Annotated in this window: 23 protein-coding genes and 1 pseudogene; 13 read left to right on the top strand and 11 right to left on the bottom strand. The window is 40.1% G+C overall.

Translation table 11 applies throughout. The features are described from left to right. Positions 1-54 precede the first annotated feature (54 nt). Positions 55-801, bottom strand: coding sequence for a 3-oxoacyl-[acyl-carrier-protein] reductase (gene fabG / locus G3O08_RS07045; protein ID WP_163284296.1), 747 nt, complete (start codon positions 799-801; stop codon positions 55-57). Between the two features lie 177 nt (positions 802-978). On the opposite strand from fabG, the gene G3O08_RS07050 reads away from it, so the two are divergent. The 4 genes from G3O08_RS07050 to G3O08_RS07065 all read left to right on the top strand — a co-directional run bounded on the left by G3O08_RS07050 (position 979) and on the right by G3O08_RS07065 (position 4,424). Further along, positions 979-1,614, top strand: coding sequence for an outer membrane beta-barrel protein (locus tag G3O08_RS07050; protein WP_163284298.1), 636 nt, complete (start codon positions 979-981; stop codon positions 1,612-1,614). Positions 1,615-2,067: 453 nt separating this feature from the next. After that, on the top strand, positions 2,068-2,850 hold the full coding sequence (locus G3O08_RS07055; protein WP_163284299.1) for a T9SS type A sorting domain-containing protein: 783 nt from the start codon (positions 2,068-2,070) through the stop codon (positions 2,848-2,850). 65 nt (positions 2,851-2,915) lie between these two features. After that, complete coding sequence (locus G3O08_RS07060; protein ID WP_163284301.1) at positions 2,916-3,707, top strand: T9SS type A sorting domain-containing protein; 792 nt, start codon at positions 2,916-2,918, stop codon at positions 3,705-3,707. 114 nt (positions 3,708-3,821) lie between these two features. Continuing rightward, a complete protein-coding gene (locus G3O08_RS07065) occupies positions 3,822-4,424 on the top strand; it encodes a DUF5034 domain-containing protein (RefSeq protein ID WP_163284303.1) in 603 nt (200 codons plus the stop codon). Between the two features lie 82 nt (positions 4,425-4,506). Here the strand turns inward: G3O08_RS07065 and G3O08_RS07070 are convergent, their stop codons facing one another. The 5 genes from G3O08_RS07070 to G3O08_RS07090 form a co-directional block, all read right to left on the bottom strand. Next, positions 4,507-4,938: a type II toxin-antitoxin system VapC family toxin gene (locus G3O08_RS07070; protein ID WP_163284305.1), complete on the bottom strand. Its 432-nt coding sequence runs from the start codon at positions 4,936-4,938 to the stop codon at positions 4,507-4,509. Beyond that, positions 4,931-5,188: a DUF6364 family protein gene (locus G3O08_RS07075; RefSeq protein ID WP_163284307.1), complete on the bottom strand. Its 258-nt coding sequence runs from the start codon at positions 5,186-5,188 to the stop codon at positions 4,931-4,933. The genes G3O08_RS07070 and G3O08_RS07075 overlap by 8 nt, the downstream gene beginning before the upstream one ends. Positions 5,189-5,344: 156 nt before the next feature. Then, positions 5,345-6,355: a S1 family peptidase gene (locus tag G3O08_RS07080; protein WP_163284309.1), complete on the bottom strand. Its 1,011-nt coding sequence runs from the start codon at positions 6,353-6,355 to the stop codon at positions 5,345-5,347. A gap of 212 nt (positions 6,356-6,567) precedes the next feature. After that, entirely contained in the window at positions 6,568-7,449 is an 882-nt protein-coding gene (gene sucD, locus G3O08_RS07085; protein ID WP_163284311.1) for a succinate--CoA ligase subunit alpha, read from the bottom strand. Between the two features lie 224 nt (positions 7,450-7,673). Continuing rightward, entirely contained in the window at positions 7,674-8,243 is a 570-nt protein-coding gene (locus G3O08_RS07090; protein ID WP_163284313.1) for a lipocalin family protein, read from the bottom strand. Between the two features lie 399 nt (positions 8,244-8,642). Here G3O08_RS07090 and G3O08_RS07095 point away from each other — a divergent pair, with 399 nt between their 5' ends. The 3 genes from G3O08_RS07095 to mnmE all read left to right on the top strand — a co-directional run bounded on the left by G3O08_RS07095 (position 8,643) and on the right by mnmE (position 12,967). Continuing rightward, entirely contained in the window at positions 8,643-9,989 is a 1,347-nt protein-coding gene (locus G3O08_RS07095) for a T9SS-dependent choice-of-anchor J family protein (protein ID WP_163284315.1), read from the top strand. Positions 9,990-10,237: 248 nt separating this feature from the next. Further along, positions 10,238-11,470: a T9SS-dependent choice-of-anchor J family protein gene (locus G3O08_RS07100; RefSeq protein ID WP_163284317.1), complete on the top strand. Its 1,233-nt coding sequence runs from the start codon at positions 10,238-10,240 to the stop codon at positions 11,468-11,470. A 120-nt stretch (positions 11,471-11,590) separates the two neighbouring features. Beyond that, on the top strand, positions 11,591-12,967 hold the full coding sequence (mnmE, locus tag G3O08_RS07105) for a tRNA uridine-5-carboxymethylaminomethyl(34) synthesis GTPase MnmE (RefSeq protein WP_163284319.1): 1,377 nt from the start codon (positions 11,591-11,593) through the stop codon (positions 12,965-12,967). Positions 12,968-13,120: 153 nt separating this feature from the next. Here mnmE and G3O08_RS07110 read toward each other — a convergent pair. Then, positions 13,121-13,354 (bottom strand): annotated as a pseudogene (locus G3O08_RS07110) (type I restriction-modification enzyme R subunit C-terminal domain-containing protein); the annotation flags it as partial. Positions 13,355-13,457: 103 nt separating this feature from the next. Between G3O08_RS07110 and G3O08_RS07115 the strand changes: the two are divergent. From G3O08_RS07115 to G3O08_RS07130, 4 genes are all read left to right on the top strand, one after another. Continuing rightward, a complete protein-coding gene (locus tag G3O08_RS07115; protein WP_163284323.1) occupies positions 13,458-13,664 on the top strand; it encodes a nucleotidyl transferase AbiEii/AbiGii toxin family protein in 207 nt (68 codons plus the stop codon). Positions 13,665-13,921: 257 nt separating this feature from the next. Continuing rightward, complete coding sequence (locus G3O08_RS07120) at positions 13,922-16,633, top strand: DEAD/DEAH box helicase (protein ID WP_163284325.1); 2,712 nt, start codon at positions 13,922-13,924, stop codon at positions 16,631-16,633. A 262-nt stretch (positions 16,634-16,895) separates the two neighbouring features. Beyond that, entirely contained in the window at positions 16,896-17,192 is a 297-nt protein-coding gene (locus G3O08_RS07125) for a type II toxin-antitoxin system HigB family toxin (RefSeq protein WP_163284327.1), read from the top strand. 2 nt (positions 17,193-17,194) lie between these two features. Beyond that, a complete protein-coding gene (locus tag G3O08_RS07130; protein ID WP_204336806.1) occupies positions 17,195-17,554 on the top strand; it encodes a helix-turn-helix domain-containing protein in 360 nt (119 codons plus the stop codon). Positions 17,555-17,658: 104 nt separating this feature from the next. Here G3O08_RS07130 and G3O08_RS07135 read toward each other — a convergent pair whose 3' ends face one another. Then, a complete protein-coding gene (locus G3O08_RS07135) occupies positions 17,659-19,293 on the bottom strand; it encodes a family 16 glycosylhydrolase (protein WP_239541039.1) in 1,635 nt (544 codons plus the stop codon). Between the two features lie 585 nt (positions 19,294-19,878). On the opposite strand from G3O08_RS07135, the gene G3O08_RS07145 reads away from it, so the two are divergent. Together G3O08_RS07145 and G3O08_RS07150 are read left to right on the top strand one after the other, a co-directional pair. Further along, positions 19,879-20,115 (top strand): type II toxin-antitoxin system ParD family antitoxin, encoded by a 237-nt coding sequence (locus G3O08_RS07145; protein ID WP_163284331.1) that lies wholly within the window; start codon positions 19,879-19,881, stop codon positions 20,113-20,115. Then, positions 20,115-20,420, top strand: a complete 306-nt coding sequence (locus G3O08_RS07150; protein WP_163284333.1) for a type II toxin-antitoxin system RelE/ParE family toxin — start codon at positions 20,115-20,117, stop codon at positions 20,418-20,420. The genes G3O08_RS07145 and G3O08_RS07150 overlap by 1 nt, the downstream gene beginning before the upstream one ends. 104 nt (positions 20,421-20,524) lie before the next feature. Here G3O08_RS07150 and G3O08_RS07155 read toward each other — a convergent pair whose 3' ends face one another. From G3O08_RS07155 to G3O08_RS07165, 3 genes are read right to left on the bottom strand one after another with little or no spacing between them, the layout of a single operon-like run. Then, positions 20,525-20,734, bottom strand: coding sequence for a YgaP family membrane protein (locus tag G3O08_RS07155; protein WP_163284335.1), 210 nt, complete (start codon positions 20,732-20,734; stop codon positions 20,525-20,527). Beyond that, positions 20,727-21,050: a hypothetical protein gene (locus tag G3O08_RS07160; protein ID WP_163284337.1), complete on the bottom strand. Its 324-nt coding sequence runs from the start codon at positions 21,048-21,050 to the stop codon at positions 20,727-20,729. Before G3O08_RS07160 ends, G3O08_RS07155 begins: the two co-directional genes overlap by 8 nt. Before the next feature lie 12 nt (positions 21,051-21,062). Beyond that, positions 21,063-24,287: an efflux RND transporter permease subunit gene (locus tag G3O08_RS07165; RefSeq protein ID WP_163284339.1), complete on the bottom strand. Its 3,225-nt coding sequence runs from the start codon at positions 24,285-24,287 to the stop codon at positions 21,063-21,065. Positions 24,288-24,406: the final 119 nt, after the last annotated feature.

The raw sequence follows: 24,406 nt of genomic DNA on the forward strand, positions 1-24,406 counted from the left end.
GATGACTGTTATCAAATCAAGCATAACGAAGATATTGGGCATTATGGACGGACACTAGGTTAGCATTCCCCCATCTACATTAATAGTTTGGCCGGTAATATAAGCGCTCATATCAGAACCCAGGAATACACAAAGGTTGGCTACATCTTCGGGTGTGCCGCCACGCTTTAGCGGAATGGCATCGCGCCATCCTTGCACTGTTTTTTCATCAAGTGCTCCGGTCATTTCGGTTTCTATAAAACCCGGGGCAATGGCGTTGCAGCGTATGTTTCTGGAACCGAGTTCGAGAGCAATAGACTTTGTAAATCCGAGTACTCCCGCTTTTGCAGCAGCATAATTTGCCTGACCTGCATTCCCCTTCACTCCCACTACCGAACTCATATTAATAATCGATCCGGCACGTGCTTTAAGCATAGGTTTTAGCACAGCTTTAGTTAGGTTGAAAACAGATTTTAAGTTTACCGCCATTATTTCATCCCACTGCTCTTCGCTCATGCGCATAAGCAGGTTATCGCGGGTTATGCCGGCGTTGTTTATCAAAATATCAATACGACCGTATTCAGCAATTACATCATCGGCCAGCTTTTGAGCGGCGTTAAAATCGCCGGCGTCGCTTTTAAATCCTTTTACAGTTCCGCCTTTTGCCGAAAGCTCGCTTTCGAGCGCTTTGGCTTTATCGTCAGAACTCATGTAGGTAAAGCACACTGTGGCGCCCTGATCTACAAACATTTGAGCTATGGCCTTCCCTATTCCGCGGGAGGCACCTGTTACGATTGCGATTTTTCCTTCAAGTAATTTCATGAATTGAATTTCAATATTTGCCGTAAAGTTAAAAACTATGCGCAATGGTGAAACTTAAAGTTCTTTAATAACCACTGATTGCCTCCAAACTTTGGTGAAGAAATTTCATTATACAAAAAATTCAACATGAAACTTTTATTTCTACATTTGATCGCATAAACAAGAAAACTAAAAACGATGAAAAACATCTTTACATTACTAATCGCTTGCATGTTGGCGGTTACAGTTTCAGCTCAAACAGAGGGTTCAGAAAAAATTAATTACGGCAATCGAATTACAAAGGGAACCGTTTTGTTAACCGGTGATGTAAATTTTGCAAACGCCAGTAATGATTTCAGTGAGAGTAACGAGTTTAGCCTGAACTTTGGCGCCGACTTTGCACTGAGTAAAAGGTTTGCTATAGGCTTGGGGGTAGGGTACGAAAAAAGTAAGTTTACTTTTAATAAAGATACCCCTAGTGAGGGCGAATCAGAGATGGACGCCTTTACAATTGCTCCGGCCTTTACTCTTTTTGGAGATGTGAATTTTGGTTGGCTGCAGCCTACTGCAACACTTGCAATACCCATTAGTTTTGGCGAAAGAAACAATAATTCTGGTGAAAGCGATTTACGCTACACGGCTTTTGGAGGCTTAGTGAGTGGAGGATTCAATATTTATTTAAGCAGAAAACTGGCTCTCACTGCCTCTCTGGGTTTAGTTAGTTATTCTCAAACTTCTTATGAAGATTCGGATGATACCGACAATCGTTTTAGTATCGGCTTTGGTACTAACAATTTGAATTTTGGGCTACTATTTCTTTTGGGATCTGAATAAATTCTTGTGAAAGTATTGTTTTACTTACTACATAAACCCGGCAGGAATGTCCGGGTTTATCATTTATATACAATGCTATATTTGTTTCTTTTGAAGGTCATAATCATTTCTAATTCCTAATCAAAAATTATTAGAACTTCCTAAACAGTTGCTCAAACGAAAGCCTTTACGGTAGTGATTCTTCTATTTCACTTTATCATTTCGGATATGCGGGTTTGAGGAATATTCAAATCTTTGGAATGTTGATATGCGCTAATTTCGCAAGGCAGCCGGAATTTCTGGTTTAGGATCTTTAACTGATGTCTCCTTTCTCGGATTTTTTTCATAATTCTTAATTAATGAAACGAAATTATTTCTACTTGACTTGCTTTATTCTTTTCCCAGCTAGAATAAGTCAACATTGGCAATGCAACCATTTCTTCCTTTCTATCATCATTTAGGAAAGAAAACATCATGAAAAAATTTACACTACTCTTCCTATTTCTACCCTTATTCGCCTCAGCGCAAACAATCCCAAATGGTAACTTTGAATCGTGGATTTGGGTGGGATGGACTGAGCATTTTGAATCTTGGACTTCAGAAAATACTGAGGACTACAATATTGTAAGTGTGGACTTTGACTCTTACGAAGGTGAAACTGCCATGCGGGTTACAGCTCAACCTAACGGATTGGGTGATTATGGAGAAGCATACAACCTGTTTGAAATAGACGCCATTCCGGCTGCTTTGAATTTCTATGCCAAAACCGAAGTAGCGTTTGGCGGAACGTCAGTTGAAATCACTTTCCTGAATCTGGATGTCGAAGTCTATTCAGAAATATGGTTTGGCACTGAAAATTGGGAAGAATATACCTTGGTAAGCATTCCATTAGTCCAAATAGAGCCTGTAATAACTCATGCCAAAATAAAAGTAATAGCGGAGGTGGGCGACCTCGTAGCCGGCACAGCCTGGATATCTGTAGATGCGATGGAGTTTGGAGAGCCACTAAGTGTAAAGAAAACGGAAATGAACACATTTAGAATTTACCCTAACCCCGTAAGCGAAAATCTCACCATACAATCTATAAGTGGTTCATTGGGAAATTTGAAAATTACTGACGCCCTGGGTAAAATTGTGATAGAGAAACAGGTTCAGGAAAACCAAACGACAATTGGTATTCAAAATCTGGCTGCCGGAGTTTATATGATAAGCAGTGATAAAGGTAATCTGAAGGCTTCCAGGTTTATGGTAAAATAAGAATCACTTCTATTATTAGCAACCGCCTCTTCCCTTTCGCCATCATATAATTAAAGAAAAACATCATGAAAAAATTTACACTAATCTTCCTATTTCTCCCATTATTCGCCACAGCGCAAACAGTCCCAAATGGCAACTTTGAAAGCTGGTTTTGGGTAGGATGGTCTGAAAATCCCGAATTTTGGGTAACCGATAATACGGAATTAGGGCCGACAGTAACTAAGGATTTCGATTCTTACGAAGGTGAAATTGCCATGCGGGTTACGGCACAGCCTACGAGTTTGGGTAGTTATGGCGAAGCAAATACGCTTATCTCACTCACCGAAGTTGCTACAGCCTTAAACTTTTACGCTAAAAGTGAAGTTGAAAATGGCAGTGTTGCCGTGAATGTAACCTTTCTAAACGGCGAGACTGAAGTTTATACCGTACACTGGTTCGGAAATGAGAACATGGAAGAATATACGCTTGTTTCAGTTCCTTTAAGTCAGGTGCTGCCCCCTCCAGGAATAGTTACTCATGCACGCATCAGCGTAAGCGCAGAATTTGCCGATTTGATAGGTGGTACAGCGTGGATATCTGTCGATGCGATGGAATTTGGGGAACCGCTACTGGTAAAGGAGAACGAATTAAATTCTTTTAAAATCTATCCAAATCCCACAAGTGATGTGCTAAACCTTCAAACAGAAGCTAGTGTAGAATCTGTGGACATCTTCAATATCACAGGCGAAAAGATTCGATCTCTAAATGCACCTGAAATTGAAAAGCCTATTGATGTTTCTGCGCTAAGCAAAGGAGTCTATTTGATTAGATTTAATACTGCAACGTCGAGTTTTGTAAAGCGGATGGTAATTGAATAGATTGGTAACATTTCAATTTCATCAAAACTTTCGACGAACAAATGGTAAGAATCTTCTGAATTCTGACCTTCGATTAATTAGCTTAGCAGCTGATTCTACGATGAAATTATGATTTTGAAAAGACTTATACTCATTGGCCTTTTGCTCTTTATTGCCGATTTTTTTATAGCCTGCTGCCGTTGTGATAGTCCGCCAATAATTGAGTACAAGCGATGTGAGCTCGAAGTTTTCAACTTGAAATACACCGATACTGAGTACGATAAATTAATCACAGATAGCATTGAAACAGAGAAATATGGAATTCAACTCCAGTTCACTCAAAAAGAAAATACTTGCCAAGTAAAATCATCGGGACTCTTTGTAAATACTGCACTGGCATGCAGCTGTGATGAGACAAACGGTAAGGCATTAGACCGTTTCCAATCGATAAAAATCTTTACGGTTCATCCATTCGATTCCATCCATCCGGCAGAATCAGATATTACAAAATACTTTATTGCAGGGATGAGTTATTGGGATCAAACATCTATTCCTGAATATGTTGCGTATCAAAATAATTATGATGATGGCATGACCTATTTCGGCCACAGAGATATTCTATCAATAAGACTCAATGCTATTCCAGACAGCACGATGACCCGCCAATTTAAGATTGAGGCTACAATGACAGATGGAAGGGTTTTAACACAAAACAGTCCGCTGGTAGTTCTTTATTAATCTTTCCAGAAATCTGTACCTATGAGAGGCATTTGATTTTTACAACCTACTTCGAAATTGATTAAACTACACAGAAGAAAACTCAATTATTCTTTCTCAAATAAACAGATTTGATGTATGCACCCGGAGCAAGAACCGGCAGGTCACTAAGTTTATAATCCTTAATATTTCGAGTGCAAATAATACTAATTTCACTGGAATCAAGAGCAGAGTAATACTGCATTGCATCTTCAAAGTCCTTGAATTTAGAATTGAGAGCCGTTAAAATCGATTCTTTTTTCATATCAATTACATCGACTATTGTCAATAATTCTCGAAGTTTATCAGTTACCTTTTTGTGGCTTCCAACCTTTCTCAAAACATAGTAAACATTGCTAATAATTACTGGGGATACAAATCCCTTTAGTTTACCTGAACTACATAAAGAAAGAATTTTATCAGCAGAATCTGAGAAAGGGACTCTTCCTGCAAACGAATCCAAAAGAACATCTGAATCAATTAGGACTTTATCCATTTTTTAGATATTTCTCGGTCAACGCCTCGGTTAAAGCCGCTTTATAATCGAAATTATCCGGAAGTTTAAATGATCCACTTATTGATTTAACTACGGGCGTAATTTCAATTTCGTCATGAACCTCATCAATTGTTATTGTCTTCAGGTAGTTTTCTATTAAACTTGAAAGGCTTCTACCTTGGCTTTTAGCGTAGCGTTTTGCCTTTTCAATAACAGACTTCTCTAAGGTCAGTGTTAGTTTTGTACTCATCTCTTTGTGATCTAAATCATTAGACTTATTGCAGTGTGAAAGTACAACAATCTTATCAAACGTGCAAAATTATTAGTTTTTACACGTGTGCGAGTCACAGTAAACTTATTACGACCTCATTGAGTTGATATTATTTATAAACCTATAATCGATTGCCTATTTGGAAACATGAACCGTAAAAACAAAATCTTTTAGTATTTCAACCCTATCTGGAAGAGAGAGATCGGGTGTGCTTTGCTCCTGGCCCAGCGGTACATTCAGCATTTCAAGAAATGGAATTAAATACTGCGATTTTATGGCGTACCCTGCTCCTTCTGCGCCTTTGAGCTTGGCGTTTATCACACCGATTATTTGTCCGCGCTCATTGTAAAGCGGGCTGCCGCTATTGCCCGGCTGCACCGGTGCCGAAAATTGATATTGCGAATAGGAACCTTTATAGCCTGTAAGCGAACCTATTATTCCATCAGTTACTTTTATTTCTTCGCCCATTGCGCTCACCATTGGGTATCCCAATACAAAAGCCGGTGCACCCTGACGCTCCGCTTTTGCAGAAATACTGTAAGGCAAAATTCCTAAGCCGAGCGATGCGCTATCGGCTTTTATCAGAGCCAAATCAAGATCAGCATCAAAGCCAATTACTTCGGCTACGGTTGTATCCGAACCATGAATAATATCTACTTTTTTGCGGTCTTTTACTACGTGATAGTTTGTTATTAAATATCCTGATGAATTAACTGCAAAGCAAGTTGCCTGGCCTCCGCCAAAGGAAGATGTTTCGGGCAAGTCGCCAATGGGGTTGTATATGTCTTCTTCGCCGGTGTAGGTTTTTGAGTTTCTTTCGAATATTTTAATACCTGTTTCGGTAGTGACCTCCTTGGTTCCGCTAAAACCACCACTTATTTGGATATAGTAATCATAGCCATTTTTCATATCTATCCCTAATGTGAGTGTAGCAATATCAACAGCAAATCTTCCTTCTGAATAAACTTTATAAGAATAATTCTCACCATACCGAATTGCAAAAATATAGTGATTATTCAGGTATATTTTATAGGCTGTGTCATACACACCATCTTTCATCACAAAATGAATTGTGCTGTAATCATCTTGAGCTTTTGATTGAAATGGTAGCGAAATAAAAATGAACACACATAGAAATAGCCTCATAGCGCAGGTTTAAATTAAATAAGGGCAAGGTAAGGTTTTTCATGTTTTGATAAAATAAGTAGGCAACTAGCTGATTTCTTTCTTTGCGACCTTTGCGTGAGATCTTGGCGTGCTTTGCGGTTAAAACAAGCACCTCGATGCTCTTCCATCAAAACAAAAAATCCCCACGAATACTCGCAGGGATTTCAAATATGGTTTATTTGTCTTTCGGCTTACGCAGTAACACCCATCACTTCGGCCATTTTTTTACCGATCTCTGCCGGTGAATCAACAACGTGGATTCCGCATTCGCGAAGTATTTTCTTTTTGGCTTCGGCCGTATCGTCATCGCCACCAACTATAGCGCCGGCATGACCCATTGTACGCCCTTTTGGTGCAGTAACTCCGGCTATAAAACCAACCACGGGCTTGGTACCGTGCTCTTTTATCCAGCGTGCAGCTTCTGCCTCAAGGTTTCCACCTATCTCGCCTATCATTACTATTCCTTCGGTATCCGGATCGGCCATAAGCAGTTGCACCGCTTCTTTGGTCGTTGTTCCTATTATAGGGTCACCACCAATTCCTATCGCCGTTGATTGACCCAATCCAGCTTTGGTAATCTGGTCAACTGCTTCGTAAGTCAATGTACCCGATTTAGATACGATACCAATAGTTCCTTTTTTGAAAATAAAGCCCGGCATAATGCCCACTTTCGCTTCACCGGCTGTCATAACTCCAGGGCAATTAGGGCCAATAAGTGTACAGTCGTTTAGTGTGTCAATAAAGTTTTTCACTTTTACCATATCGTTTACCGGAATACCTTCGGTAATGGTAACTATAACTTTAATCCCTGCATCAGCAGCTTCCAGAATAGCATCTGCCGCGAACGCCGGCGGAACAAAAATAATGGTCACATCGGCACCTGTTTCTTTCACTGCATCGGCTACGGTATTAAAAACCGGTTTATCGAGATGCGTTTGTCCACCTTTGCCCGGTGTAACTCCACCTACTACATTGGTGCCATATTCAATCATTTGCCCGGCATGAAATGTTCCTTCACTTCCGGTAAATCCCTGTACGATTACTTTTGAATTTTTATTGACTAAAACGCTCATCTGATATATTTAATTTTTAGGCCACAAACTTACTACATTCGCATGGGCTGTACAAGGACGGAATTTAAAAAGCCGAGAGAACATTGTTTAAGCAAATTTCGCGGAAGCACCAACACAAAAAATGAAAGAACTATTAATACGTTATATGCTTATCCGCATCTTTAATTCATAAAAAAACAGGACATAATAGCCCTGTTCTTCTGGTCAATCGATGTATAATCTTATTAATTCCATGTAACTGTTAAAGTGTGATTTGCGCTATTAAACGTTACCGGCTGATTTGTAATTAACTGCGTAGTAGTAAGTGTAGCCACTTCAAGAGAGTAGGTACCTTCGGGCACAGTTAAAGTTATTTGAGTTTCGCCTGTATTCCACGCCCATGTTCCTGATTCGGGGGTTTGGGGAGCATTTGGGTCGCATTTTGTCGGCCCTTCATCGTAGGTGTAGGCCAAGTTGGAGTTAAATTGATAGAAATTGTCTAACATACAGACATCATAAAACTGAGTAATGTCTGTTTCTGTTGTTCCATTTCCATCGGCATCAATGGCAGGATTGATTTGCAGGCTTAGCGTTTTCCACGTTTTAACGGTAAGCATCTGGGTTTTTGAAGATCCGCCGGTATCTCCGCCACCACCAGTTCCATCTCCACCAGTTCCGCCGCCACCAATTCCGCCGAGGCCGCCTGATCCACCGGACGGAGTGCTTGTGTCTGACGATTCTTTTGCACAGGATGCGAGCGCAAACATGGATACGAACATCCAGATTGAGAGTTTTGATGTAAGTCTTATTTTCATGATTATTGGTTTTTTGCAGACTTATCGAAAGGAATTGAATAAGGTGAACAGTGGTTTCGAGAGAATGCTGAGAAAAATGCAATATCCTTGAAAAAATGGCCGAATTATGTTGCTACCTCTTAGTTGGAAATATTCAAAAATGTTAAATCAGTTTTAATCAATATTGGATTCTAAAACATAGTTGTGGTCATAACACGTCCGCTTACATCTGTAATACACCTACGTGCACTGCTGACTACCAGAAATATCCTTTTAATCCTACGAGTAGATGAGCTTTTGTAAAAAGGTTTATGTTAGTAATTGAAGGTAGTAAACTATTGAACGAGGAATTATTTTGTAGTTTTGCCAACAATCTTCTCTGCCAAATAGAGAAGACGCTATAAACTAAAGATTAGAATTATGATTAAAAATTTACTTTTTTCAACAGGAATCGTAGCAGCATTGACATGCTTTTCTGCTGTAGATTCTAACGCACAAATGACTGAAGGATTTGAAGATGGCTTTTTGCCACCTTGCTGGACTCAAATAGATGCGGATGGTGATGGTCAAGGTTGGTTTCAATACAACGCAGCTGGTTCAGCTTACGAAGGAGCAATGTCAGCGGCATCGGCTTCTTGGAATCAAGCAATTCTTACACCAGACAACTATTTGGTTACACCACAGTTAACAATTGGTGCTGGTGAATTACTTTCATATTATGTTTCTGCTCAAGATCCAGCTTACCCAGATGAAAACTATAGTGTTTTGGTTTCTACATCGGGAAATGAAGAAGCCGATTTTACGGACGAATTATTGGTAGAACTAACAGACTCAGTTTGGACATTGAGAACGATTGACATGTCAGCTTATGAAGGTCAGGATATTTATATCGCGTTCCGTCATTATGATGTAACAGATAATTTTTACATGAAACTAGACAATGTTACCCTTCCTGGTGTTTTCACAAATGTGTGTGTAGTAGATCCAGTTCTTCCAGTAGTTTTACTTGAAGGTGCTGAAAGCTTTGAAGCTGATACGGTAAACTTTCCTGATTGCTGGCAAACTATCGATGCAGATGGAGATGGTAATTCTTGGAATTTACTTCCTGCTGCGAACCTGGCATTTGATGGTGTGGTAGCAGCGAGATCGGAGTCTTACATTAACCCTCCAGGAGCTGGAGCTATAACTCCTGACAATTATTTGATAACTCCTTTATTGGACATTGTAGATGGAGACTCACTATATTACGTTGTAAGAGCAATAAGCGCAAATTTTCCTGCTGAAAACTACTCAGTACTCGTTTCTACAACTGGAACTGAAATTAGCGACTTTTCTGACGAAGTGTTAACTGAAGTTCTTGAATCTGCAGCTTATGAAGGTCGATCTGTTGACTTGAGTGGTTATGCCGGAGAATCAATTTATATTGCATTCCGTCATCATGATGTAACAGATCAGTTCGCTTTCCTAATAGACGCTATCTATCTACCAGGAGTTAATTGTATCCCAGATGCAGTTACAGAATTAGAAAAAGTTGAGTCAAACCTTTTCCCTAACCCTGCAACTAACAACTTGAACATAACTTCATCTCTTGAAGGTGCTGCTACAGTTCGAGTGTTTGATGCAATAGGACGCATAGTTTTAGAGAATAATGTAAACCTTTCGCAGGCTACGTTTACTCAAAACATTTCATCGTTAGAAAATGGTATTTATACAATTCAAATCAGCACAACTGATAAAGTTGCGACGCAGCGATTTGTAAAACAATAATTGATTGATTAATTCTCAATTAGAGAAAAGCGGAACTTCGGTTCCGCTTTTTTTTTGGCTTTATAAATCCGTAAAGTCGCATTTTATTTTTTCTATTTAACATATCTCGAAGCCACAATACTTCCCGCATATCATGTGATTTGCTCACTCTCTGGTTCAAAGATTTTATAAGGAAACGAACGATTCTTGTGAGAATTGCTAAATTTGTTTAAATAACTTTTATTCAAACATTTTTAAACAACAAGCAGATGATTAAAAATTTACTTTTTGCCGGATTAACATCGTTAATTACGGTTACAGCAAGTGCTCAGTGTATGGACTGGGTTGATCCAGCCCCTCCGGAAGCGTATTTGAGCTTTGGTGATGTGCCATGTACAGGCCAATCACGAGAAATAACTGGTTTCGAAGTGTATAAGTCTGAGGCTTACATATTAGCAAATGTTCAGATAGGCGATAATTTTACTTTCAGCATGTGTAACGGCCCTGGCGCTGGAACATGGGTTCCTGAATTTACAGTTATAGCTCCGTCAGATGCAGTTGATAACTTTGGAGCCGGTGATGGCGATGGTTGCTCAATTACCTGGACAGCGTCAGAAGCCGGGATTTACAAAATCGTAATAAACGAAGCTGGAAATTGCGGAGTAGCTGGTGCTGTTGATGGCGGATTTCCTAAAATTACTACCAATAGTAGTGGCGTAGCTTGTCCGGAATTTCTTGATGGTGCCGAAAGTTTTGAAACAGCGGGTGGAGCGCTACCGGCTTGCTGGCAAGCAATTGATGCAGATGGTGATGAACAGAACTGGACAATAGTGACCAATGATGATGGAAATTTCGGTCTGGATGGTGCCAGTGCTATTGGTTCATTTTCTTATACAGGCCCTGCGGGACCTCTAACGCCAGACAACTATCTTATTACTCCTCAAGTTACTTTGAGCGAAAATGAATCACTCTATTATGCCGTTAGATCACTAAACAGCAATTATTCTGAAGAAGAATATTCTGTATTGGTATCAACAACCGGTACCGATATCGCTGATTTTACTGATGAAGTGTTTGCAGACAATCTGGAGTACGTAAACCAATGGCAGGCAAGAACTGTAGATCTTAGCGCTTATGACAATCAAACCATCTATTTGGCCTTCAGACATTTTGGTGTAACTGACCTTGTTGGATTTGTAATTGATGCAGTGAAACTGCCTGGCACTGTGAACTGTAATCCAGATGCAGTTACAGAACTTGATAAAGTTGAGTCAAATCTTTTCCCTAACCCTGCCACTGACAATGTGAACATTACTTCATCTCTACAAGGTGCAGCGACAGTTCGTGTGTTTGATGCTATAGGTCGAGTTGTTTTAGAGAATACTGTTAACCTTTCGCAAGCTACATTTACTCAAAACATCTCTACTTTAGATAATGGAATTTATACAATTCAAATTAGCACAACTGATAAAGTTGCTACCCAGCGATTTGTTAAACAATAACTAATTGAATAATTCTCAATTAAAGAAAAGCGGAACTTCGGTTCCGCTTTTTTTTTTGACTCGTTTTTTCTGTAAACCCAGCATTCTATTATCTCTTCAACTTGCCTTACCTTTGCCGCCATGCTGCACTACAATACAGACGATACCATTTGCGCTCTCTCCACTCCGCCCGGAATGGGAGCACTCGCCATAATCAGAGTGTCGGGAGGTGAATCTTTTAAGATCATGAATAAAGTCTTTAGCAAAGATTTAAGTTCTGCGCAAGGCAATACCATTCATTTTGGCCGCATTACCGATGGAGATGAGCTTATAGACGAAGTGCTGGTGTCAGTTTTCAGAGCGCCACGCTCCTTTACCGGCGAGGAAAGTGTTGAGTTGAGTTGCCACGGATCTGAATACATTCAATCGCGTATTTTGCAGCTTCTGCTCTCAAATGGTTGCCGCATGGCTCAGCCCGGCGAGTTTAGTCTGCGCGCTTTCGCGAATGGAAAAGTTGACCTCAGCCAGGCCGAAGCTATTGCAGATCTTATCGCCTCATCTACCTCTGCCGCCCACAAACTCGCAATGAACCAAATGCGTGGTGGATTTTCAAAAAAGATAAATGCTCTCCGCGAAAAGCTAATAAATTTCGCCTCTCTCATTGAGCTTGAGCTAGACTTTAGCGAAGAAGATGTGGAATTTGCAAACCGCGACGAACTTACGGCCCTAGTTTCCGGAATTGATACCATGGTAACGGGATTGATGGATAGCTTTGCCACCGGAAATGCGATCAAAAACGGAGTGCCAGTCGCCATTCTCGGCGCTCCCAATATGGGTAAAAGCACCTTGCTCAATGCTTTACTTGAAGATGAGCGTGCCATTGTATCGCATATTCCCGGTACCACCCGCGATACCATTGAAGACGAGATGATTATTGACGGAGTCCGGTTTCGGTTCACCGATACTGCGGGCATTCGCGAAACCACCGATGAAATTGAGACCATTGGCATTTCACGAGCATTTGAAAAAGCGGGTAAATCTGCGGTTGTGATTTATCTTTTTGATGCGGCAACCAGCACTACTTCAGAAATTGCAGATGAACTGGAAAACCTGCGCCAGAAAGTAGGATTGGAAGTGAACATAATCCTTGTTGGGAATAAAATTGATAAGGTAGAAGGCAAGACAGTTGCATCTGGAAAGTTTGAGAATGTGCTTTACATTTCTGCAAAACAAGGAACCGGATTGACTGAATTGAAAACCAGGCTTCTAGCTATAACTAAAACCTTGAGCACTGAGGGGAATGATATTGTAGTCAGCAATATCCGTCATTTCGAAGCATTATCTAAAGCCCACGAAGCGCTTACTTCGGTATTGGCTGGCATTGATTCGGACATTACCAGCGATTTTCTGGCAATGGATATTCGTAGAGGGTTGTTTCACTTGGGTGAGATTACTGGGGAGATTACTACGGAAGATTTACTTGGGAATATATTTTCTAAGTTTTGCATTGGGAAGTAAGTGAGACAGAAAAAATCTGCGATTTTTTCGTAGTCGAACTCATCCCGAAGCGCGCCAGCGATATCGGGATTCTTGCAAGCCAAGAATAATGGATATTACGTTTTATTCACCAATACTCAATGAATCGAATATTCTTCAAATATTAACCAGTAATTACGAAGCATAAATCCTCTCCTGGAACCCAATGAACGCTTCCCTAATATGCTTAATGCTTCCGAGTTCATTCTTTGCATCAGAAACTGATTTATACCTTAATTCCAATATTTTGGGCAGTTTGTCATCATCAAGCTCAGAAAAACCCACGGCAACATATTGATCCAATACGAAATTTAGAAAGCCCTGCTGTTTTGGATTATAGTCTCCCAACTGAAGGTGAGTTTGTAAGCGCATGGAAATTGCGTTTAAACATGAGCCAAGAAAATTTAATACAGATTGCGCAAAGTAAATACTAAATGATCTTACATCGAGAAATCGAAGAAAAAGCTCAAGAATGGAAAGTACCGCCACGGTGGAAAAAGATTACGTATTGGGACATTTTTTATCTGTATTTCTTGAACAGTACAAGGATAAGTTGGTATTCGAAGGGGGAACTTGTTTAGGAAAGTGCTACATCGAAAATTATCGTTTTTCTGAAGATTTGGATTTTGCCGCTTTGGAAAACACATTTGTGCTGAGCAAAAAAATATTAAGAAAATAGTTAAGACTATTGAGAAAAAAACTGGAATTCAATTTTTCGTAGCAGCCATCAACAATGGAGGCAAGGTTGCATTTATGGCTTGAATCTACCTTATCATAACTTTTCTATTTTTGTGATTGAAGTGATTTAACTACTTACCTATGTCCACACAACTCATATTCGACCCCGTAGCGGCAGGATCCCTTAAATGTCCTTTTACCTTTTTTATAAAACTACTATCGGGAAAAAACACAACATTCCAACACGAGCCGTATTCCGTGAAAAACCTGCAAGCTATTTATTCGAAGGATTACGACCAGAATACCCTAAAAACTTTGGCTTTATTAACGGTGGACGAACTCAATAAAGAAGAAAAAAAGTATGCCTCCCATTATCGGCAATTAAAACCAAGAAGAGATTTGGAGGATTATATCGACCAATATTTATCGGAATATTACTTCAATTCCTTCCGTCAAGTTTTTCATATCCTCTCGGCAAACCAACAGCTCTATCACAGAATAAAAATTAGCGAAAAACGGTATAGAAACCTACCGTGCAATTTTGATACTTCTGAGGTTCCCGAACTATCCTTTAAGATTGTGCGAAACGGAAAAAGACTTTCCATTGCCACTTTTTTTCAACTGAACAATGAGAGTTACGAGGCCGCAGAGGTCAACCGGTTCCAGTTTTTAATTTGTTGGAACAATACTTATTACATGCTAAAAAAATCCGATTGGAAAGTATTGGAAGACATTGCCGAAGCCGGGACGTTCGACCATGATACCTACCTTGAAAAATACAACAAGAAACTGAAAAAATATCCGTTGGATCTCGGGGGGGCTTTTAGGGAGGAAACTCGGGAAGCAAGCCCCCAAGCGTTGATTCAGATTTCTGAATTGGGCGGCGACATGTTGATGTTTTTACCCCGTTGGGATTATGACGGCACTATTGTGGAAGACGATAAAGATATATTTACGATTTATGAGGGAGAAAAGCGGATTACTTATAAACGTGATAAAAGAGCAGAACGGGAAACTCTGGAATTCCTGCAAAATGCCCATCCTAATTTTAAAGGCCAAACCATCTTTTTCCTGAAGTTCAACGAAGCTTCCAAAAAGAACTGGTTTTATAATTTTTACCACGAGCAGCTCAAGGATAATTTCTCCGTAACCGGTATGGATATGCTGGGCTATTTTCGGTATTCGAACCACAAAGCACAATCAAACCTTAGCATTACGAAAACATTGGATAACACGGTAGCCGCCCAATTTACAACCTATTTCGGTGCCGAAAAAATAGACACAAAAACCCTTCAAAAAGCTCTAAGCCAAGGAGATCATTTTGTTTTATTGAAGGACAATTCCCTTGGCATACTTTCGGAAGAGTGGTTAAAAAAGTATGCTTTATTTGTAAAAAACGCCAAAATCGATAAAGATGAGATCCAATTTGCCAAATGGCTTCCACTTATTTCGGGTCCAGAACATCATCAGGCTGCCCTTAGTATCGTTTTTCCCAAAAACTGGTTGGAAGAATGGAACCGTTGGAATCAGTCGGAAGACCAACTTTATGTAAAACCGGATTCCATCAAGGCCAAGTTAAGAAATTACCAACAAAAGGGCTACGAATGGTTAAACTTGATGGCCGAAATCAATGCGGGAACCCTACTGGCAGATGACATGGGTTTGGGGAAAACCTTGCAGTCTATCTCTGCGATGGCTTACTGGCTAAAAAGCAATCCAGAATCCAAGTTCTTAATCGTCTCTCCGGCTTCGCTTATCTACAATTGGAAAAATGAATTTGAAAAGTTTGCGCCAGATTTCAACCTCTTCATCTATCACGGCGCCCAAAGGGATATTCACGATTTTTTAAAAGGCGACAACCAGGTGTTGATCACCTCGTATGCTTTGATCAGGAACGATAACGAACTTTTCTCAAACATGCTATGGGAAGCGATCGTGTTGGATGAAGGCCATCACATTAAAAATTACACTTCCCAACAAACCCAGGCCGTACTGAAGCTCAACGGAAAACGAAGGATTATCCTCAACGGGACGCCCATTATGAATAATATCACCGATTTATTCCCGCAATTACATTTTCTATTGCCCCAGCTCTTTCCTTCCCAAAAGCATTTTAAGGAACAATTCGAGAAACCCCTCCAACATAAAAAAATAGAAGGACAAATGGATGCCCTCAAAAAAATGACCAGTCCATTTATGTTAAGACGGACCAAGGAAACCGCTGCCCCCGACCTGCCCCAAAAAACAGAATCCGTGCTTTGGTGCGAGATGGAAGATGAACAGCGTTCGGCTTATGAAGACATAAAAAGCCATGTAAGGAACAATATTATGATCCAAATTAAAGACAAGGGATTAAACAAGGCCAAATTGGGTGTTTTGCAAGGGATCACCAAACTCCGGCAGGTTTGCAGTTCGCCCCGACTTTTAAAGAAAGAATCGGATTTTAGTTCCAAACCTTCCATAAAAATAGATAATTTAATCGAAACCCTGACTTCGGATCTAGCCAATCACAAGGTTCTTGTTTTCTCTCAATTTTTAGGCACAATGGATCTATTGTCCGAAGCCTTTGAAAAAAACGAGATCACTTTTCGCCGGTTTAGCGGAAAAACCACTGCAAAAGAGCGCATCCGCTTGGTTTCTGAATTTCAAGAAAAGGATTCGGACATACAGGTGTTCTTATTGAGCTTGATGGCCGGTAATTCCGGGATAAACCTGACCAATGCCAATTATGTTTTTCTGATGGAGCCTTGGTGGAATAAAGCCGTTCAGCAACAAGCTATCGACCGGACCCACCGGATTGGCCAGGACCAAAAAGTCTTTGCCTACAACATGATCTGTAAGGACACCATTGAAGAAAAAATCATGGCTTTACAGGAGAGAAAGCAGATACTCTCGGATGAGGTCATTGCGGACGATGGCAATTTCGTAAAAAACTTGACCGCCGACGATATTGCGTTTTTGTTTGAATAATACCGATTCGACAAATAATATAGTCCAATTTTGACTTCGCCTCATTGTACTATTTATTTGTTACTCTCGGCATTATTCAAACTCCATTTTAAATCCATTTTTGTCAGGTTTTAACCTTACTATTAATTATTAATTGTCAGGCTTTAACCTGACTTTGCATTTGTCATATAACCTTATATTTCGTCATGATAATTAGTTCTATTTTTCAACATATAATCCCATATTACAAAACTATTTGCTATTTTTGCAGTAAACTGGATAAATGCGGATAGTTACCTTTAAACGGATCAAGGAGTTTTCTGAAAAGCATGCCAATTCGAAAACTGCACTTCACGTATGGTATCATTTCGTATCAGAAAAAGAATGGGAAAATCTCAACGAACTAAAACGGGATTTCAATAATGTTGATTACGTTGGCAACCACCGTTTCGTCTTCAATATTAATGGAAATGCTTACATGCTAGTTGCAATTATCTCCTTCAATGCAAAGAAAGTGTACATCCGATTTATTGGAACACATTCAGAATACGATAAGATTCAAGACATTAAAAACATTTGACGATGATCAAAACCGAAAAAGAATATCAAACAATAGTAGAAAGGGTTGAAACCCTTCTTCAAAATGCGGACAACATCGAAAACCGTGATACCAAAGGCTATATCGAGTTGAATCTCTTGTCAGATCTCGTAGCAGATTATGAGGAGCGCACCTATCAAGTGCTAAAACCCGCACTTGTAGATGTGATAAAATTGCGCATGGCCGAGATGGGTTTAAATCAAAAACGGCTGTCAGAACTTCTTGGAGTAAGCACATCACGCGTAAGCGAATACCTTAACGGAAAGAGCGAGCCTACCTTAAAAGTAGCGCGCGAAATGAGTATTAAACTCGGGATCGATGCTTCAATTGTTTTGGGGGTATGAGGCTTTAAACTTCTCTTGCTGATACGCTAACCCAGTCCACTGAAAAGATTATCCATAAGAATGCTTTCTGTGTTTTGTTTGGGGAAGTAAGCTTTTCGGCAATTTTAAAGCTTAATAACCTTCTTTTCTAAAGTCCCCTTTTCAGTCAAAACCTGAATAATATAAGTCCCACTGGGCAGATCACTCAATGCCAACCTGAAAATATTTTGATTTTGAAAATAAGAAGCCAATTCTTCCCCAAGAATTGAATAAACCCGAACCTGAGATCCAAGCAATGAATTTTTCAGGTGAATGCTGATATCTTGATTAAAAGGGTTTGGATAAACTTGAATATCGTTTTCACTTAAAGCATTTTCTGCATTCAATGCACCCTCCTGATAGACTCTTACATAATCTACAACCATAGCGCTCTCTGTAAAGTTTTGATTTACTGGATTTTGCATAGCCACATTGAGGAGAATATACTGATCAGCTATATAAGGCCAATTGTCCATGTTTTGATTTTCGGGCTGGTAGGTATAGTAGATATTGCCATCAACGCTAAAGCTGATTAATTCTGGTGTCCACACCATGCCATACGTATGAAAAGTATTTGAAACATCGTTTATATAGAGGCCACCATGATTTTCGGTTGCACCAAATGAAGATGGCGTGTGAAGTGCCGCCTGAACATAATTTTGGTTGGTTCCCCAATGTTCCATAACATCAATCTCACCACATGCAGGCCAAAATGTTTGGCCGTATTGATCAGACCAAAATGCCCCTGGTTCTATTATGTTTTTACCCAATGTCCAAATAGCCGGCCATGTGCCGTAACCGAAAGGTAACTTAGCTCTTACTTCCATTTTACCATAAGTAAAGGCAAATTTCGAGTTGAGTCGTGCCGATGTAAAATTTCTACCAAGACCCTGGTCTGTATAATCTTCTCTTATGGCCACAATGTTTAGAAATCCATCTTCTACAAACGCGTTTTCTTCCCTATCGGTATAATGCTGAAGCTCATTATTGTACCAGCCACCTGCTGTGGGTATTTGTGTTTGGTAATGCCATTTGTCTGCATCGATTTCCGATCCATCAAACTCGTCAGACCAAACCAGATGATTGTAGATATTACCTGTAGGATCATTTGTCAGATCAATTTCACCATCGTAATAAAAATCATCAAAGTAGGCTTGAACAAGATCAGCATTGTTCTCGCCATTAACTTGTAAAATCACCCGGTTAAAATCAGTGCGATTAACCGGAATATCTGAGTTCATATTCGCATTAATAAAAGCATCATTTTCAAAATCAAAACTCACTTCTTGCCATTGATCGAGCTGGACCTCCTTTATTATCTCGGTTTGCGTGGCCCAAGGTTGCGAAATAGCAGCATTTTGAAGTTTTAGAGATACTTGATTATTCTGAGAACCACTTATGGTTGCCGAAGGAATAAAAATCTTGAGAGTAAAACTGTGATTTTCGCTTAAATCAAAGCTGGCCGGAAGAGTGAATCCTACGTGCGCATATTGCCCACCGAGATCTCGGTACCGCATAACCCTCGATGATAAATTTACACCTTCCTGAAACGGATTGCCCCAGGCGGTATCTGCTTGTGCTTCTGATGCATACCAACTTTCAATAGTTCCGTTGCCTTCAAAATCATCCTGTATAGTCAAGGGCTGACCATAAGTACAATTCACCGCTACACAAAGGAGGATTGTGAAAGAAAGGTTTAATTTACTCAATACCATATTCATAAGCTATTCTTAGCAGTTTGGCTTTGTAAAATTTGGGCATCGCTTTTTATAGATTCAAACTATCATTGCAAGAGCTATTGAAAGAGATTGGCAATGTTAGTTCCTAGCATAAAATTGAAAAAAGTCGGTTTTGATTTGTGCTAATGTACAAACCCGAATTTGCATTAAGAAGTTATTACTCATCAATAAACCATTAAAATCTTGGAAAGCTGAGAACCTAAGTAATTAAATCATTTGAAATGTGTAGGCTCTATTTCTGTAAATACTTAAAATAATCTATGCCGATTTAGCGGGTAAAATTTCAAAAACTTTAAAAGACGATTGACCAACTGTATATGCTCGGTCTCAGCAGCAAATATTCACGGAAAGAGCGAACCCACCTTAAAAATAGTGCGCGAAATGAGCATTAAACTCGAAATCGATGCTTCAATTGTTTTGGGGGTTTGAAGATAAACTTTCTGTAAAATATCACCTTGTCCGAAGGCGCTACTGAAAATGTATCGAAATTGAGATCATTAAAATCCCCTATCCATATTTGCTAAATATGGACATATTATTTAAATTAGCATACTTAAAGATAAAGCAATGAATATCAGTTTCACAAAAAAGCAAGTCGAGTATATTACCAGTCAGGTAGAATCGGGTGATTATCAAAACAATAGTGAAGTTATTCGCGAGGCACTCCGCTTACACCAAATATACCGGGATAAACTAATCGCCGATTTACAAACAGAGATTGAAAAAGGACTAAATAGTGGCAATAGCCAACGATCTGTAAAAGACATTATTGAATCAAAACGCAAGTCAAGGAAAACAGCCTAATGACCAAAAAGATCCTCAACTCGTATATTCTTTCAAATAAGGCCGATTCTGATCTGGATGAAATCTTCGATTATACTTTTGATGAGCACGGCTTTAATCAAGCTGTGAAGTATTTATCCGACTTAGAAAGTCTCTTCTGGCAATTAGTAAAGAATCCAAAACTTGGAAGAGAAAGAAGAGACTTAAAAAATGAAATCCTCAGTATTACTGAACAAGGTCACACTGTCTTTTATCGAATACATCAGGATTATATTCTAATCGTAAGAGTGTTGCATGGGAACAAGGATATTCCCAGATCCCTGTAAACTTTTCTGTGTTTTGCGAAATAGAGAATATTTTTAGAGAATCTTTAGCCTAAATTTGCTCAACAAAAACCCTTCATGCTTAAACTCAAATTCAGACTAAAACCCTAAACCCCACAACTCCCACTACCCGTATTTTTCACCCCAAGTTTATTCAAAATATTTTGCAATAAACACCATTGGGTAAGCGACGACTGAAACAAATTAACGCCTACAAAAGCAGCAAGCCAAAGCCAGTTTATATTTACATACATGGCAAGGATTAAACTGATTATAATAAAACTACCTGCAATTCCGTGAATGATTCTATTATGCATTTTCTGTAAAGTTTGATTGCTCCACATTCAGTGAAACAAAGTGAATTTTAGATGTGAATTCTTGAGCCGCATTCGCGCGATTTACTTCTTGAAATATTTTTTCGGCGGTTTCGCCTGAAGCGAAAACGTAAAAAATAACAGATCCGGTTGACCGACTCTCATCGCCGGCAAACCAATGCGGAACCGTTTCGCCAGTTGAATTGGTTTTGTAGCCCGTTATGTCGTGAAACGAAAAAGTGTCAACTTTACATTTCTTGAGAATATGTTTCAAATCAGTCTCATATTCTCTTACTGCTGTTATTACTACAAATTTCATAGTGATTAAATTTTAGTTTTGCTGTTTTTCTTTCATTTCAGCATGTATCTTCTCCCACTTCTTATGCTCCGTCATATAGTAAATCAATGGAACCACAATAAGCGTTAGCATCGTAGAAACAATTGCACCTGCTACCAGCGATATAGCCAGACCCTGGAAAATAGGATCGAACAAAATGATAGAAGCTCCAATTACAACCGCTCCCGTGGTTAGCAAAATTGGCGTGGTGCGGACTGCGCCGGCATCAATAATGGCCTGTTTCATAGGTGTACCCTCTTTAAGTCTTATCTCAATAAAGTCAATCAGCAGCACCGAGTTTCGAACCATGACCCCAGCAAGGGCAATCATTCCTATAAACGAAGTGGCGGTAAAGAAAGCACCCAAAATCCAGTGTCCCAATACAATACCCACCAACGAAAGCGGAATAGCAACCATCATAACCAATGGGGTTTTGAAATTCTGAAACCAACCGACAATCAACATATAGATCACGATAATTACGATCAAAAATGCCGCTCCCAAATCGCGGAATACTTCCAGTGTAATTTGCCATTCACCATCCCATTTCACGGTATAGTTTTGCTCATCTTCGGGCTGACCCAGATAGAGCTCATTCAAAGAATATCCCTTTGGAAGATCAATATTTTTCAATTTTTCTTCCATTCCCAATATGGCATAAACCGGACTTTCCAATCCGCCGGCCATATCAGCCATGACATAAACAACCCTTTTTTGATCCTTTCGGTAAATCGATGGCTCAAGTGTATTCTCCTGAACCCGAACCAGATTGCCTATTGGAACCATATTTCCACCGCTACCTTTCACCTTCAAATTCTGAATATCCTGCAAGCTGCTTTTATCCCGATCATCAAGTGCAAGCACAATACCAACTGGATCGCTCGAATTTTCGTCATACAAGTTCGAAACCGTATGCTCGCCAAGTACATAGGTAATATTTCCAACTACCTGTGCAGGAGCTACGCCATTGAGCATGGCTTTTTCATTATCAACCACTAACTTATATTCAGTTTGTGGAGATTCCACGCGCCAGTCAATATCAACTACGGATTCTGTATTTTTCAAAATATCAATAACGCTGTTGGCTACTTCAATTTGTCCATCATAGTCAGGGCCATAAATCTCAGCCACCAATGTTGAAAGTACTGGCGGTCCTGGCGGAACTTCTACAATTTTGACATTTGCCCCATATTTGGCTGCGATTTTTTGAACTTCAGGGCGTACCCTTTTGGCTATGTCGTGACTCTGGTCAGACCGATCGGCTTTGTGCAATAGGTTAACCTGAATATCAGCCACACTGCTTGAAGAACGCAGATCGTAATGCCTTACCAATCCATTAAAAGTAATTGGCGCCGAAGTACCCACATAATTCTGGTAATTAACCACTTCAGGTACAGTCGATAAATACTGTGCAATTTCCTTTGTTACCGCAGCAGTTCGCTCCAAAGTTGTTCCTTCAGGCATATCAATTATCACCTGAAATTCATTCTTATTGTCAAAAGGCAACATTTTTACAGCCACCGATTTGGTGAAAAACATTCCTACCGATCCCAACAACAACAGAACCGTAACCGCCAGCACGATACTTCGCTTTTTGGAACTATCCAGCATAGGCTTCTCGATTCTTTTATAAACCTTGTAAATCCAGCCGGTTTCAATGCCTTTTACCTCTTTATGTTCCTGATCTTCTTTTTCGCGAAGCAAATGGTATCCAAGATATGGCGTAACCGTCAAAGCGATAAATAAAGACAAAATCATAGCGATTGATGCGCCAATAGGCATCGGGCTCATGTATGGCCCCATCATTCCCGACACAAATGCCATTGGCAAAATAGCCGCAATAACTGTAAGAGTGGCAAGTATGGTTGGGTTTCCAACTTCATTAATCGCATAAATGGCGGCTTGCTTAAACGGCAGGCGTCTCATCTTGAAATGCCGGTGCATATTTTCAGCAATAATTATACTGTCATCAACCACAATTCCTACAACAAAAACCAATGCAAATAGCGTAATCCGATTGAGCGTATAGCCCAACATATAATAGCTAAACAGCGTAAGTGCAAATGTGAGTGGAACCGAGAAAAACACGACCAATCCACCGCGCCATCCCATGGCAAACATTACCAAAATGGTAACAGCCAAAATGGCGACACCCAAGTGCAATAAAAGCTCACTAACCTTGTGCGAAGCCGTCTCTCCGTAGTTACGACTCACTTCCACGTGCATGTCATCCGGTACGAGCGTACGTGACAACCCACTCACTTTATCCAATATTTTTTCAGAAATTTTCATGGCATCGGCACCCTTCACTTTAGCCACCGAAATGGTTACTGCCGGATAATCCGAAGGCGCTTCTTCAAAGGCTGCCTGGCCTTGACCATATCCAAAAGAAACGTAACTCGCAGGCACTTCCGGCCCATCTTCTACACGCGCTATTTGGTTTAAGTAAACCGGCATATTTTGGTTCACACCTACCACCAGGTTTTCCACATCTTCGGCCGAGCTTAAAAACTCACCAGTGGTTACCAAAAACTCTTCATCGCCACTCACAAAACTCCCAGATTGCGAACTGTAATTATTGGCCTTTATCATCTCAATAATTCCCAGAGCATCTACCCCACTTTCGGCCATTTTATCCTTATCCAGAACAATTCTCAGCTGTCGGTTTCGTCCGCCAATGATTTTCGTAATCGACACATTATCAACTTTTTTAATCTCATTAACCAGCTCTTCCGCCACTTCACGAATCTCAAAATCGTCGTATCTTTCACTCCAAAGCGTAAGTCCCAGCATGGGCACATCATCAATAGAACGCGTTTTTACAACAGGCTCAAAAACACCTTCGGGAAACATATCCCTGTGCTTCATCAATTCGTCGTAAAGCTTTACATAAGAGCGTTCTGTGTCTTCGCCAACATAAAACTGGACAATGATCATCCCCATTCCATTCATCGCCGTACTGTGCAAATGCTCCACCCCTTTTATATTGGCAAGCACCTTCTCTAACGGAGCAATGATGCGGCTTTCCACTTCTTTCGGACTGGCGCCGGGATATCCCACCATCACATCGGCCATTGGCACCACAATCTGCGGTTCTTCCTCACGGGGTATGAGCGTTGAGCTATAAGCCCCTATAATCATCAACCCAATAATCAGCAAAATAGTAAGCTTTGAATTGATAAAGAGATTGGCAATTTTACCGGATATTCCTTCTTGCATGGTATTTTTTTTCTTTGGGCGTGCCCCTACGGGTCGGGCTTTCCGCTACTATCTTTTTTGCCGATCCGTGCGGACTCCCGTTGGTCGAAGGCAAAAAAGGATAACCGCTTCTATCCCTC

It is taken from the genome of Cryomorpha ignava (genome assembly GCF_010686655.1).
GTDB classification, from domain to species: Bacteria; Bacteroidota; Bacteroidia; order Flavobacteriales_D; family Cryomorphaceae; genus Cryomorpha; species Cryomorpha ignava.